The organism is Microbacterium allomyrinae, assembly GCF_020682705.1.
Classification (GTDB): domain Bacteria; phylum Actinomycetota; class Actinomycetes; order Actinomycetales; family Microbacteriaceae; genus Microbacterium; species Microbacterium allomyrinae.
Genome location: NZ_JAGTTN010000003.1, coordinates 305,341 through 318,755, shown reverse-complemented (window position 1 = coordinate 318,755; position 13,415 = coordinate 305,341). Strand labels below are relative to the sequence as shown.

14 protein-coding genes are annotated in these 13,415 nt (G+C 68.5%); 8 read left to right on the top strand and 6 right to left on the bottom strand.

What is annotated here, in order from left to right; translation table 11 throughout:
* The first annotated feature begins 11 nt into the window (after positions 1-11).
* Positions 12-236, top strand: coding sequence for a twin-arginine translocase TatA/TatE family subunit (gene tatA / locus KEC57_RS11280; protein WP_229384714.1), 225 nt, complete (start codon positions 12-14; stop codon positions 234-236).
* A gap of 18 nt (positions 237-254) precedes the next feature.
* Here tatA and KEC57_RS11275 read toward each other — a convergent pair whose 3' ends face one another.
* The 4 genes from KEC57_RS11275 to KEC57_RS11265 all read right to left on the bottom strand — a co-directional run bounded on the left by KEC57_RS11275 (position 255) and on the right by KEC57_RS11265 (position 2,723).
* Positions 255-1,721 (bottom strand): MFS transporter, encoded by a 1,467-nt coding sequence (locus KEC57_RS11275; protein WP_229384713.1) that lies wholly within the window; start codon positions 1,719-1,721, stop codon positions 255-257.
* A 76-nt stretch (positions 1,722-1,797) separates the two neighbouring features.
* On the bottom strand, positions 1,798-1,947 hold the full coding sequence (locus KEC57_RS11270; RefSeq protein WP_229384712.1) for a hypothetical protein: 150 nt from the start codon (positions 1,945-1,947) through the stop codon (positions 1,798-1,800).
* A gap of 48 nt (positions 1,948-1,995) precedes the next feature.
* Positions 1,996-2,118 (bottom strand): hypothetical protein, encoded by a 123-nt coding sequence (locus KEC57_RS18945; RefSeq protein ID WP_267492359.1) that lies wholly within the window; start codon positions 2,116-2,118, stop codon positions 1,996-1,998.
* Between the two features lie 41 nt (positions 2,119-2,159).
* Positions 2,160-2,723: a TetR/AcrR family transcriptional regulator gene (locus KEC57_RS11265; protein ID WP_229384711.1), complete on the bottom strand. Its 564-nt coding sequence runs from the start codon at positions 2,721-2,723 to the stop codon at positions 2,160-2,162.
* A gap of 184 nt (positions 2,724-2,907) precedes the next feature.
* On the opposite strand from KEC57_RS11265, the gene KEC57_RS11260 reads away from it, so the two are divergent.
* From KEC57_RS11260 to KEC57_RS11235, 6 genes are all read left to right on the top strand, one after another.
* Positions 2,908-4,812, top strand: coding sequence for a glycoside hydrolase family 13 protein (locus KEC57_RS11260; protein WP_229384710.1), 1,905 nt, complete (start codon positions 2,908-2,910; stop codon positions 4,810-4,812).
* Between the two features lies 1 nt (position 4,813).
* Positions 4,814-5,638, top strand: coding sequence for an AAC(3) family N-acetyltransferase (locus tag KEC57_RS11255; RefSeq protein WP_229384709.1), 825 nt, complete (start codon positions 4,814-4,816; stop codon positions 5,636-5,638).
* Positions 5,639-5,764: 126 nt separating this feature from the next.
* Entirely contained in the window at positions 5,765-7,015 is a 1,251-nt protein-coding gene (locus KEC57_RS11250; protein WP_229384708.1) for a sugar ABC transporter substrate-binding protein, read from the top strand.
* An 86-nt stretch (positions 7,016-7,101) separates the two neighbouring features.
* Positions 7,102-8,724: an ABC transporter permease subunit gene (locus KEC57_RS11245; protein ID WP_229384707.1), complete on the top strand. Its 1,623-nt coding sequence runs from the start codon at positions 7,102-7,104 to the stop codon at positions 8,722-8,724.
* The gene (locus tag KEC57_RS11240; protein WP_229384706.1) at positions 8,724-9,662 is read left to right on the top strand and encodes a sugar ABC transporter permease; all 939 of its coding nucleotides are present in this window, start codon (positions 8,724-8,726) and stop codon (positions 9,660-9,662) included. The genes KEC57_RS11245 and KEC57_RS11240 overlap by 1 nt, the downstream gene beginning before the upstream one ends.
* A 32-nt stretch (positions 9,663-9,694) precedes the next feature.
* Positions 9,695-10,708: a LacI family DNA-binding transcriptional regulator gene (locus KEC57_RS11235; RefSeq protein WP_229384705.1), complete on the top strand. Its 1,014-nt coding sequence runs from the start codon at positions 9,695-9,697 to the stop codon at positions 10,706-10,708.
* A gap of 68 nt (positions 10,709-10,776) precedes the next feature.
* On the opposite strand, the gene KEC57_RS11230 is transcribed toward KEC57_RS11235, so the two are convergent.
* Positions 10,777-11,589: a shikimate 5-dehydrogenase gene (locus KEC57_RS11230; RefSeq protein WP_229384704.1), complete on the bottom strand. Its 813-nt coding sequence runs from the start codon at positions 11,587-11,589 to the stop codon at positions 10,777-10,779.
* Between the two features lie 103 nt (positions 11,590-11,692).
* Positions 11,693-12,379 carry a type 1 glutamine amidotransferase domain-containing protein gene (locus KEC57_RS11225; RefSeq protein WP_229384703.1) on the bottom strand — a complete coding sequence of 229 codons (687 nt, stop codon included), beginning with the start codon at positions 12,377-12,379 and terminating at the stop codon, positions 11,693-11,695.
* 129 nt (positions 12,380-12,508) lie between these two features.
* Here KEC57_RS11225 and KEC57_RS11220 point away from each other — a divergent pair, with 129 nt between their 5' ends.
* The gene (locus KEC57_RS11220; RefSeq protein WP_229384702.1) at positions 12,509-13,405 is read left to right on the top strand and encodes a LysR family transcriptional regulator; all 897 of its coding nucleotides are present in this window, start codon (positions 12,509-12,511) and stop codon (positions 13,403-13,405) included.
* The last annotated feature ends 10 nt before the right edge of the window (positions 13,406-13,415 follow it).

The following is a 13,415-nucleotide window of genomic DNA, read 5'->3' as shown; positions in this document are numbered from 1 at the left end:
GAGAATCACGCGTGTTCGCGAACCTCAACGGATGGCACCTGCTGATCCTGCTCGCGGTGGTCGTGTTGCTCTTCGGCGCAGCGAAGCTGCCGAATCTGGCCAAGAGTGTCGGTCAGTCCGCCCGCATCCTCAAAGGCGAGATGAAGGCGATGAAGTCGGCGGACCCTGTGGAGTCCATGCCTGTCAGCAGCTCGCCGCGCCCCACGGGCATCGGTGTCGAATCGACGCAAGTCTGACCCTCTCCGAGGAGGGGGTCAGACCTGTGGTTCCGGAAGGTCCGCCGGGTCAGGGCGTCCTCGCCCGACCATTCCAGCGATCACGCTCGCGAGGACGGCGACCGCGGCTGTTCCGAGGAAGAGCCACGAGAACCCGCTGGTAAGGGCCTCCGGCGCGGCGACGCCCTCGGCGAGTAGCGCGTCGGTGCGCATGGCGGCGACGGTGGCGAGCACGGCGAGTCCGATCGCGCCGCCGATCTGCTGACTGGTGTTCACCAGGCCACCGGCGAGTCCCGCCTCGCCGCCTTCGACGTCGTCGACGGCGAGCTGGGTGGTCGTGACGAATGCACCGCCCAGGCCGATCCCGATGAGCAGCGTCGGGCCGAGCAGCTGGGTGACGAAGGTCGCGTCGGCGGGTGCGAGTGCCAGCCAGACGAGCCCCGCGGCCAGAACGAGGAGCGAACCTACGAGGGTCGCCCTGACCCCGATGCGTCCCACGACCGACGGGACGACGCCCGCGACGATAACGAGGGCTCCGGCGAGCGGAAGCTGCGTGAGCCCGGTGGTCAGCGCGTCGTACCCGAGAACGGTCTGCATGAAGACGGAGAGCGCGAAGAAGAGGGCGACCATCGCGACGCCGACGAGAAGCATGACGACGTTGCCGACCGTCAGGTTGCGGTTGCGGAACACGCTCAACGGCACGAGCGGATTGGAGACACGGCGCTCGATCGCGACGAACGCGAGGCCGAGGACGACGGCCGCCGCGGCGAGCCCGAGCGTCAGCGGATGCAGGAAGCCGACCTGCTCGACGGCGCTGAGTGCGCCGACCGCCGCGACGAGCGCGGCCGTGATCGTGATCGCGCCGGGAACGTCGATGCGCGATCGCGTGAGGCTGGTGTCTCGCGTGATGAGGAACGGGATGGCGGCGAGCACTCCCAGCCCGATCGGCACATTCACGAAGAACACCGACTGCCACCCGAGTGTCGCAGTCAGGACGCCTCCCAGGAGTACGCCGGCCGCGGATCCGATTCCGGCGACGCCGCCCCAGACGCCGAGCGCCTTGGCGCGTTCTCTTGTCTCCGGAAAGAGCTGAGTGAGAAGCGCGAGCGCCGCGGGCGCGAGGAGGGCGGCGGATGCGCCTTGGAGGACGCGGGAGGCGAGCAGCATCTCGCTGGTGAACGACAGGCCTGCGAGTGCGGAGGCGGCGACGAAACCAGCGGTTCCGACGAGGAAGATGCGGCGATGCCCGAACCGATCGGCGAGTCGGCCGCCGAACAGCAGCAGGCCGCCGAATGCGAGGACGTACGCCGTGATGACCCATGCCAGGGCGGCGGTGTCCATGCCCAGCTGCGTGCCGAGCACCGGGAGGGCGATATTGACGATGGATGCGTCGAGCACGACGAGGAACTGAGCGAGCGCGAGCACGCTCAGCGCGAGCCAGCGGCGCGTGCTGCGCGGCGTGGGGGCAGGGGCGAGAGTGCGTGTGGGGATCGTCGAGGTGGTCATGGTGATCGTCCTTTCGTGGGGGTGATCTGGGTGGAGCGGGACGACCAGGTGGTCGGCCGTCCCGCTCGGGGGCGGGTCAGTTCCAGAGGCTGAGCATGGCGACGACGGCGAGGGTGAGGATGCCGAAGGCGGCCCACCAGGCAGCCTTCTCGCCCGACATGGCTCGCGGTGCGGCCGGTGTCGATTCAGGAGCCGTGGTCGGCGTGGGAGTGATCGAGTCGTTCATGAGGCTTCCGTTCCGGGTAGGGAGTGTGTGTGCGGTCGATCCGCGTGCTCAGCGCCACTGGCTGAACATCGCGACGGCGATCAGCGCGATGGGGGCGAGGGCGACCCAGCGCATGGTGATCTCGTTCTTCATGACTCCTCCTTTCCTTCGTGGGAGTGAGTACTCACTCACTCTTGTGGACATGAGAAAGGACCCGCCGCGAGGGCGGTGATCTAGTCGGGGTGGCGTACCCCGTGCGAGAGGATGCGGGCCCACTCCGCGGGGACCTCATCGATCCGCGCGGCCACGAGCAGATGGCACAGCTGGCCATACGCCATGAACCGCTGCACGTCGTCATCCGAGCCGCCCGAACGCTGCTTGGCGAAATTCGTCACTTTGGCCAGGCCCGCCCGCAGTGCATCGCCGAGCTCGGCGATGTCGGCGACGGACTGCGCGTGCACCTGCAGCTTCAACAGCGTCCGGTCTCGGATGAGCTCGGCGTAGGCATCCCCCATCGACTCGAGTACCGCGGTGGACGTCTGTTCCACCGCCGAGTCCGCGCCCTGAGCGAGGGCATTCACGATCTCGTCGAAGCACGTCTCCAGAGCGGCGACGAAGAGGGCCTCTTTGCGCGGAAAGAGCTTGAACACATACGCGGGCGAGATCTTCGCTTCGCGGGCGATCTCGGCGACGGTGGTGCCGTGGTAGCCGCCGCGTGCGAATTCCGCGAGGGCGGCGGTTGCGACGACGGGTCGGCGCACATCAGCGGTAGAGAGGATCGAGCTTCTGGTCGGCATAGGAGTGACTGTACACTCACTAGAGTGAGTCGTCAATCACTCACTCCCGCAGGTTGGTGTTTCGAGATCGCGCAGCCCGAAAGATCCTGCAAGAGTTTTCAACTCTTGCAGGATCTTGCTATCTTCGATGCATCGCGAATGGGCCCATCGGTGCGCGCCCGGATCGCTCCGAACGAAAGCGGGAATGATGCACGAGCTCCACACCCAGCCCCACCACGACGGATCCGCACGATATGCGCCCGTCCGGCCGACGCGTATCGGCGACCGCTACGCGGTGCGCGTGCGGGTTCCGGCGGCGTTCGGCGACGTCGCGTCGATGTCGGTGCGGGTCGTGTCGGATGGCGAACCGTGTTTCCACGCGATGGCGACGTCGGCCGCGCAGCCCGACGGGGGCGTCGAGTGGTGGGAGGGCGCCTTTGCGGTGCCGAACCCGATCTCGAAGTACCGGTTCCTGCTGAACATGGCCGATGGCTCGGCGCGGTGGCTGTCGGCCGACGGCGTGGATCGCCTGGAGCCGCTCGATGCGCACGACTTCCGGGTCACGATCCACCCTTCGCCGCCGGAGTGGGCCTCCGCCCAGGTGATGTACCAGATCTTCCCGGACCGCTTCGCGCGCTCCGAGGCCGCTGCGCGCCGCACTCGGCCCGCCTGGTCGAGGGCCGCCGAGTGGTCGGAACAGGTGATCTCGAAAGGCCCCGACACGCAGCGGCAGGTGTTCGGCGGCGATCTCGACGGCATCGTCGATCGCCTGGACCATCTGGAACGCATCGGGGCGACGCTGATCTACCTCACTCCGTTCTTTCCCGCCGAGTCGAACCATCGCTACGACGCGTCGAGCTTCGATCGCGTCGACCCCCTCCTCGGCGGCGACGACGCGCTGATCCGGCTGGTCGAAGCGGCTCACGCGCGCGGCATCCGGGTCATCGGCGACCTGACGACGAACCACACCGGCGCCGCCCACGAGTGGTTCGCCGCCGCATACGGCGATCCCGAGGCGGCCGAGGCAGACTTCTACTACTGGGAGAACGACGAGCAGACGGAGTACGTGGCCTGGTACGGGGTGCCGTCGCTGCCCAAGCTCAACTGGAACTCCGAGGCGCTGCGTCGTCGGTTCATCGACGGCGACGAGAGCGTCGTGGCGAAGTGGCTGCGTCCCCCGTTCAACCTCGACGGATGGCGCGTCGACGTCGCGAATATGACGGGCCGGCTCGGCGCCGACGATCTCAACCGCGAAGTGCAGACGGCGGTGCGCCGCACCCTGGAGCAGGCGTCGTCGGGCGGGGTGTTGTATGCCGAATCGACGAACGACGCCGCCGCCGACTTCGACGGCGAAGGCTGGCAGGCGCCGATGAGCTACTCGGCGTTCACGCGCCCGCTCTGGCACTGGCTGCGGAGTCCCCGCGAGCGGCCTCTCCATCACTTCGGCATACCTTTCGCCACCGAGCCGCGCTACTCCGCCGCCGACGTCGTGGCGAGCTACCGGCGGTTCACCGCGCCGTATCCGTGGGCCGTGCGTGAGTTGGCGATGAACGCGATCGACACCCACGACACGCCTCGGTTCGCGCATCAGGCCGACGATCACGCGCAGATCGTCGCGGCGGGGCTGTCGATGACCCTGCCGGGCACGCCGGTCGTGTTCGCCGGCGACGAGTTCGGGCTGCGGGGCGAGAACGGCGAGGACTCGCGCACGCCTCTGCCCTGGGGGGAGGAGCCCCGATTGGCGGATGCCTACGGCCGCCTTTCGCGATTGCGACGCGAATCGCGCGCGCTGCAGCGCGGCGGCCTGCGCTGGCTGTACGCGGATGACGAGTGCCTCGTGTTCGTGAGAGAGCTCGAGGATGAGGCCTGTCTCGTCTTCGCGTCGCGCGCGGCGGCGGTGGCGCGCGTGCCGCTCACCGCCGTGGGCGCCGTCGCGTCGCAGGAAGTCGATTTCGGGATGGTCGGCGTCGAGAGCGACGAGGACGGCATCCGCCTCACCTCGTCGGGCCCCTCCCTCTCGGTCTGGCTGCTTCACACGTCGGCGGCGAGTGGCGGCGATCCGGGAGTCGCGAAAGTCGCCGCGGGTGATCTGGTGGCCGGAGTGCGGTGACGTGAAACCTCTTGCAGTCGGTGATGCCCGGGCGGCGCCATCCGTCGTCACCGAGAGCGATCTTCAGGAGGGCCTGCGTGCCCTCGGCATCGACGACGGGAGCCTGGTTCTCGTCCACGCATCGCTGTCGGCTTTCGGAGTGATTCCGGGCGGTGAGCAGACCCTGATCCGCGCGTTGAGGTCGGCGGTGGGAGTCGAGGGAACCCTCGTGATGCCGTCGCAGAGTTGGCAGCTGTGCGATCCGGACTTCCTCGACGACCCGGCCCTCGACCCTGCGGAGCGCGCGGCGGTGCGAGAGGCGCTGCCCGTCTACGACGAACTGCTGACGCCGACCCGGTCGATGGGGCGCGTCGCCGAGCTCTTCCGGCTGCAGCCGGGCACCCGGCGCAGCCCGCACCCTCATCGGTCTTTCGCGGCCGCCGGCCCGCTGAGCCGCGAGATCACGCGGGTGCACGAGCCCGGCTCCCCGTTCGGCGAGTCGTCGCCACTGGCACGGCTCTACGACGCCGATGCGTTCGTGCTGCTGCTCGGAGTCGGCTTCGACAAGTGCACCAGCCTGCACCTGGCGGAGGAGCGTGCTGCCCAGGGGCATCCGCGGAAGATGGTCCGAAATGGCGCCCCGACAGGGGTCGCAGGCGCGCGGGAGTGGGTCTCCTGGGAGGAGCCGGTCGTCGACGACAGCGATTTCGCCGCGATCGGCACCGCGTTCGAGGGCGCCGGCCACGTGCGGGCGCTCACCGTGGGCGACGCGCAGTGCCGGGCGCTGTCGATGGTGGAGTTCGTCGACTTCGCGGTGGAGAATCTGAAGGATCGTCGCTCTCACTGAAAGAGCTTGCAAGACTCGCAAGAATCTGCCACGATGCTCACACCCGCAAAGATGCTCGTCTGCTTTCACTCGGTTGCAAGCGCTTGCTTCGATGCGGCCCGACAATCACAGAGAAAGGCAGCACCAATGAGGGTGAATCGAGGAATCGCGACGGGGCTCGTCGCGGGCGGTGTGGTTCTGGCCACAGCACTGGCGGGATGCTCGGGCACGACGGCCGAGGACACCGCATCGGAGTCCGCGACGCTCACGGTCTGGGTCGACGCGAATCGCGTCGATGAGATGGCTGACATCGCCGCCGAGTTCGAGGCCGACAAGGGCATCTCCGTGGAGCTCGTCGAGAAGGAGTACGGCGACACGATGCGGGAGGACTTCATCCAGCAGGTCCCGTCCGGCGAGGGTCCTGATGTGATCGTCGGCGGTCACGACTGGCTCGGCCAGTTCGTGCAGAACGGTGTGGTGGCACCGCTCGAACTCGGCGACACCGCCGGAGACTTCTCGGAGGTGTCGATCCGGGCGATGAGCTACGAGGGCGTCACCTACGGGCTGCCGGTCTCGCTCGAGAACATCGCGCTCGTGCGCAACACCGCGCTCGCAGACTCCACGCCCGCGGGGTGGGAGGAGTTGATCGCCGCCGGTGAGGCGATCGTCGCCACCGGCGCGGCGCAATACCCCGTCATCGTTCCCTCCGATCCCGTCGCCTCCGACCCGTACCACCTGTACCCGCTGCAGACCTCGTATGGAGCGCCGCTGTTCGGCATCAACGACGACGGCAGCTACAACCCCGACGATCTGCTGATCGGCAGCGAGGGTGGCAACGAGTTCGCGGCCAAGCTCGTCGAGTGGGGCGAGCGTGGTGTGATCAACACGAGCATCACGGGCGACATCGCGCGTGACGAGTTCGCGGCCGGAAAGTCGCCGTTCATGCTCTCGGGCCCGTGGAACCTTCCCGCATTCCAGGAGGCCGGCATCGAGTACGCCATCGAGGCGATCCCGCAGGCCGGCCCCGAAGCGCCGACGCCGTTCGTCGGCGTGCAGGGCTTCTTCGTCAGCTCGCAGAGCGAGAACGCACTCGCCGCGAACGAGTTCGTGGTCAACTACATCGGCAGCGAAGAGGCGCAGCTCGCCCTCTACGAGGCGGGTGGCCGGCCCCCGGCACTCCTGTCCGCATTCGAGATCGCCGCGGCGGAGAACCCCGATGTGGGCGCCTTCGGCGCAGTGGGCCTGACCGGTGTGCCCATGCCCGCGATCCCCGAGATGGGCGCCGTCTGGGACAACTGGGGCTCGACCCAGTCGGCCCTCGTGAACGGCACCGCGGGCGATCCCACCGAGGCATGGCAGGCGATGGCCGGCCGCATCCAGACCGCCATCGACGGCTGACCCACACAGACCGGGGCCGGGGACGCGACGCCTCTCGCGGCCCCGGCCTCACTCCCGTCCCCGCGCACAGCAATACAGGAGCACCCATGCACACCACGATCGAGCGGAAACCCGAGCCCGACTCATCGACGACGGCGACCGCACCCACCGAGAAGCCGCCACGTCGCGTGTCGGGCCCCGCGTCTGTCCGGGTCGTCCTCGTGAAGGTGGTGGGGCTCGGCCTGCTCGACGCGCTCGTGCTCTACGCCGTCTTCGTGCTGGCGCTGCACGGCGACGCGATCCTCGCGGTCGCCGTGACCGTCGCCGCCATCCTCGTGAACTGGGTGTACCTGCGTCGCGGATGGCTGCCGGCCAAGTATCTGATCCCGGGCACGATCTTCCTGGTCGTCTTCCAGATGTACGCGATCGTCTACAGCGGGTACATCGCGTTCACCAACTACGGCGACGGGCATATCGGCAGCAAGGACGCGGCGATCGAGGTCCTCATCGACAAGTCGCTCACGCGCGTGCCGGAGTCCCCTGCCTACGGCATGGTCGTCGTCGAACGCCTCGGTCAGCTCGCGTTCCTGGTGACGGGGCCGGACGGCGAGGCGGCGATCGGCGGCGACGAGCGACCCCTCGAGGCGGCGCCGGATGCCGAGTTCGAGGCCGGCAAGGCGGTCGCGCTGGACGGCTACACCACGCTCGGATTCTCGGAGATGATCGCCGACCAGGAGACCATCGCCGCGATGAGCGTGCCCCTCACCGCCGATCCCAACGACGGCGCCCTGCGCACGCCCGACGGGTCGCAGGCGTTCGTGTACTCCGCCACGATGCAGTACGACCCCGAGGCCGATGCCTTCATCGACACCGCCACGGGGACCCGCTACGAGGACACCGGCGAGGGCGCCTTCATCGCCCCCAACGGCGACGAGCTCATGCCGGGGTGGAAGATCGACGTCGGGTTCGAGAACTTCGTCCGCGCGTTCACGGAGGACTCGATCCGCGAACCGCTGGTCGCGGTCGTCCTGTGGACTCTCGTGTTCGCGGGCTTCACCGTCGCCGCGACTTTCGCGGCAGGCGTCTTCCTCGCGCTCATCCTCGACGACTGGCGGCTGCGATTCCGGCGCACCTTCCGCGTGCTGGTGATCCTGCCGTACGCGTTCCCCGTGTTCCTGTCGGCGATCATCTGGAGCGGGATGCTGAACCCGCAGTTCGGCTTCATCAACCAGGTGCTGCTCGGCGGCGCCCAGATCCCCTGGCTGACCGACCCCGTTCTCGCGAAGGTCAGCATCCTCATGGTCAGTCTGTGGCTGGGCTACCCGTACATGTTCCTGGTGGCGACCGGTGCGCTGCAGTCGATCCCGCATGAACTGGTCGAGGCGGCACGCGTCGACGGCGCCGGACCGTGGGCGGTGTTCCGGCGGATCAAGCTGCCGCTGCTCATGGTGTCGATGGCGCCGCTTCTGATCGCCTCGTTCGCCTTCAACTTCAACAACTTCAATCTGATCTACATGCTGACCGGCGGCGGCCCCCAGGACATCAACACCGATCTGAACGTGGGAGCAACCGACATCCTGATCACGCTCGTCTACAAGGTGGCGTTCGGTGAGACGGGTGGCCGCGACTTCGGTCTCGCGAGCGCGTTCTCGATCATCATCTTCGTCCTGGTGGCGATCATCTCGCTCGTCAGCTTCCGACAGACCAAGGCATTGGAGGAGCTGAACTGATGCTCACCGACACCCGCCCCGACGCGCCCGCTCCCGGTGAGCCCGGCGTGGCGCGTCCTCTCGCACGACGGATCGTCGAGCCCTCGCAGCGCCGTCGCGTGCGGCTCGGCCTCGCGGCCAGGTACGCCGTCGCGATCGTGGTGTCGCTGATCGCGATCTTCCCGATCCTCTACATCGTCTCGGCGTCCCTGAATCCGAACGGCAGCCTCGTCGGGTCCAACGCGCTGTTCAGCGACGTCGACCTGGGCAACTACGTGGAGCTCTTCTCGAATCCTGCGCAGCCGTTCGCCTCCTGGTTCGTGAACACGCTTTTCATCGGGCTGGTCACCGCCGCCGGCACCGTACTGCTCGGCGGCCTCGCGGCCTACTCGTTCTCGAGGATGCGCTTCTCGGGGCGGCGTCTCGGGCTGATCGCGATCCTGCTGGTGCAGATGTTCCCGCAGCTGCTCGCGGTGGTGGCGATCTTCCTGCTCATGAAGGGGATCGGCGACATCTTCCCTGCCCTCGGGCTCAACACGCACATCGGGCTGATCATGGTCTACCTCGGCGGCGCGCTCGGCGTGAACACCTACCTCATGTACGGATTCTTCAACACGGTTCCGGCGTCGATCGACGAGGCCGCGAAGCTCGACGGAGCGGGGCACGCACGGATCTTCTTCACGATCATCCTGCGGCTGTCCGCTCCGGTGCTGGCCGTCGTCGCCCTGCTGTCGTTCATCGCGACGATCAACGAGTTCGTGGTCGCGAGCGTGCTTCTCACCGATCCGGCGAAGAAGACCCTGGCTGTGGGCCTCTACCAGTTCGTCGCACAGGAGACCTCGTCGAACTGGCCGGTGTTCGCGGCGGGTGCCGTGCTCGCCGCACTCCCGGTGGTCGTGCTGTTCTTCGTGCTGCAGAAGTACATCGTGAGCGGATTGACGGCCGGATCCGTGAAATAGCCGTGCGGGCCGCCGGTGCTAGCCTTGCCGCCATGGGTGCGACTCTCGCCGACATCGCCGCACACGCGCGGGTCAGCGAGGCGACCGTCAGCCGCGTGCTGAACGATCGGCCCGGTGTCGCGCAGAGCAAGCGCCAGGCGGTGCTCACGGCCCTGGACCTGTTGGGATACGAACGGCCGACGCGACTGCGGCGGCGTTCGGGCAAGCCCGTCGGCGTGATCCTCCCCGAGCTGATCAACCCGGTGTTCCCGGCCTTCGCCCAGGCCCTCGGCCCGAACTTCGCACGCCGGGGATTCTCCCCGCTCATCGGCGCGCAGAGCGAGGGCGGCCTCGACGAGGACGAATACATCGACATCTTCATCGAGGCGGGGGTGTCGGGAATCCTCTTCGTGTCGGGCCGTCACTCCGATGCGACCTTTTCCACGAAGCGGTACCGGGAACTGCGCGAGCTCGGCCTTCCGCTCGCGTTCGTGAACGGCTTCCGGGCAGATGTCGACGCTCCGTTCTTCTCGATCGACGATTCGAGCGCGATGGCGCTCGCCGTGCGGCACCTGGCGTCGATGGGTCATCGTCGGGTCGGGCTCGCCAACGGCCCGGACTCGTCGGTGTCGGCGCAGCGCCGGGCGAAGGGCTTCCGCGATGCCGTGCGCGAGACCCTCGGCGCCGATGCCGAAGCCCCGATCGAGGCGTCGCTCTACTCCGATGACGGCGGGCAGGGCTCGGCGCGGACGCTGATCGCCCGCGGGTGCACGGGGATCGTCTGCGCCAGCGATCTGATCGCGGTCGGCGTCCTCGACGAGGCGCGTCGGCAGGGACTGAAGGTTCCCGCCGACCTGTCGGTCGTCGGCATGGACGACTCGCCCATCGCGCGCCACTCCTGGCCGCCGCTCACCACCGTCCGCCAGCCCGTCTCGGCGATGAGCATCGCGATCGCCGATGCGTTCGTCGGCGAGATGAACCACGTTCCCGCCTCTCGCACCGAGTACCTGTTCCAGCCCGAGCTGGTCGTCCGCGAGTCGACCGGCGCCGTCGGCCCTTCGGCCTGACCACGCGAGAGACGAGAACGCCGGATGCCGCGGCATCCGGCGCCGCGCAACTCAGCGCGGCCGCGTGCTCACTGTCGTGAGAACGCCGATGCCCGCTCGACCTGGTCGCGAGTCGGGGTGACACCGGTGTACCGCTCGAACTGGCGCGCGGCCTGCAGTGCGATCACATCGGCGCCCGTGATGACCGGGATGCCGCGGAGCTGGGCTGCCCGGATCAGCGGAGTGTCGGCGGGGTAGGCGACGACGTCGAAGACGGTTCGCGCGGCGTCGACATGAGCCTCGCTGAAGGACAGGGTCTCGGCATCCGCCCCCGCCATCCCGAGCGGAGTGACGTTGACGATCACGGCGTGGCCGGGGGCAGGATCCTCGGTGACGGCACGGTAGCCGTACTTCGACGCGATCGCCTCGCCGGCCTCGGCGTTACGGGCGAGCACCGTGACGTCGTCGAACCCGGCGCCCCGGAACGCGGCGACCACGGCCTTGGCCATGCCGCCCGAACCGCGCACGAGCACCGACAGGGCCGGGTCGACGTGATGCCGCTCGAGCAGCTCGGCGACCGCCTCGTAGTCGGTGTTGGAGGCGATGAGCCTGCCGCCGTCGTTGACGATCGTGTTGATCGACTCGATCGCGGCGGCCGAGGGCTCGATCTCATCGACGAGCGGGATGACGGCCTCTTTGAACGGCATCGATACCGAGCAGCCACGGATGCCGAGCGCACGGACCCCGGTGATCGCTCCTTCGATGTCGTCGGTCGTGAACGCCTTGTAGACGTAGTTCAGGCCGAGTTCGTCATAGAGGAAGTTGTGGAACCTCGTCCCGATGTTGGACGGGCGGGCGGCCAGCGAGATGCACAGGAGCATGTCCTTGTTCAGAATCGGCACAGCTCCCATTGTGCCGCGCTCAGGATGCCCCGCGAACCGGACGCCGTGGGCCCGGTCACCTCGCCGGCGCGCGCGGATAGGCACGAGGTGACCGGACTCCGCGTCACCGCTCCGCGAGCTCCTGCACGAGACGCGCCGCCGTCGCGAGGCTCGACTGGGGATTCTGCCCGCTGATGAGCGTCCCGTCGGCGACCACCGTGCTGCTCCAGGGCTCTCCTGGCTCGACGACCACGCCGAGTCCGCGCAGGCTCGATTCCACCAGGTACGGCGACGACTCGCCGAGTCCGCCTTGGCGCTCCTCGTCGTCGGTGAACACCGCGATCCGACGGCCTGCGAACGCGAACGTGCCGTCGGGCCGCACCGCGCTCAGCAGTCCGGCGGGGCCGTGGCAGAGCACTCCCACGACCGCGTCGCGATCGGCCGCGTCGACGAGCAGCCTGCCGAGGTCGGCATCGTGCGCGAGGTCGACCATCGGACCGTGACCGCCGGGCAGCACGATCGCGTCGTACTCCCCCGCGCGGATGTCGGCCAGCACGCGCGGACGGGCGAGCTCGTCGTCGAGCGACGCCAGATAGACGCGCCAGTCCGCGGACGCCTCGCCCTCGAGGCTGCCCGGGTCGGCCGTGGGCCGGACGCCGTTCGGGGTCGAGATGTCGACCCGGTGTCCGGCTGTGGTGAGCCCGCGGTGCAGCTCGACCAGCTCCTCCACCCAGAACCCGGTCGCGTGCGCGCTCCCGTCGGCGAGCGTGATGCTGTCCGCCCCTGTCACGACCATCAGAACCTGTGCCATCGCCTCGTCCTCTCGTTGCCGCGGTTCGCTCGAACCGCTGACGAAGCAAACCGGGCATCCATCGAAGACATTTCATAAGATCGGTGCAGCACATAAATTTCTTGATAGTCGCCGAACGGGGGAGATCGGATGCAGGAGCTTGATCTGCTGCGGACGTTCCTCGAGGTGCATCGCTCCGGTTCGATCACGGCCGCCGCGCGCGCCCTCGGAGTCAGCCAGCCGTCGGTGAGCGAGCGAGTGGCGCGTCTCGAGGGCGAACTGGGAACGACGCTCTTCGTGCGATCGACGCGCGGGGCGACCGCGACAGCAGACGGCGACCGGCTCGCCGCACGCATCGCCGACCCCGTGGATCGCCTGCGCGAGGTGTGGATGCATCCGGGGGACGGGCCGATCGAGACGGTGCGCGTCGGTGGCGCCGGCGACGTGATCGCGAGCCGCGTCATCCCCGCCCTCGCCTCGCTGCCCGCGCAGGGCGTCCGCCTCGAATTCACCCTCGGGCTCGCCGGCGACCTTCTGACGCGGCTGGTCGGCGGAGAGCTCGACCTGGTGGTGTCCTCGGTGCGCACACCGGGTCGCGGCATCCGGTATCGCGGACTCGTCGACGAGGAGTTCGTGCTCGTGGGAGCACCGTCGCTCGCCCGCACGATCGACGACGACCGTCTGCTCGAAGACGGCGCGGCCGCGCTCCTGCACCTGCCGCTGGTGGCGTACGACGCTGACCTCTCGATCATCCGTCGCTACTGGCGCAGTCAGTTCGGCCACCGTCCGGCCAACGAGCTCGCGATGATCGTCCCCGATCTGCGCGGCATCCTCGCCGCCGTGATCGCGGGCGCGGGTATCTCGGCGCTGCCGAGATACCTCGCCGAGCCCGCCATCGGCAGCGGCTCGGTCGTCGTGCTGCACAGACCCGACGAGGCGCCGATCAACACGCTCCATCTCGCGATCCCGGACGCGCCGCCGGGGCCGGCGACGGCACGTGTGATCGACGTGCTCACCGAGCGCGCCAGGCAGTGGGACGTGTTCTGACGCGTGCCGC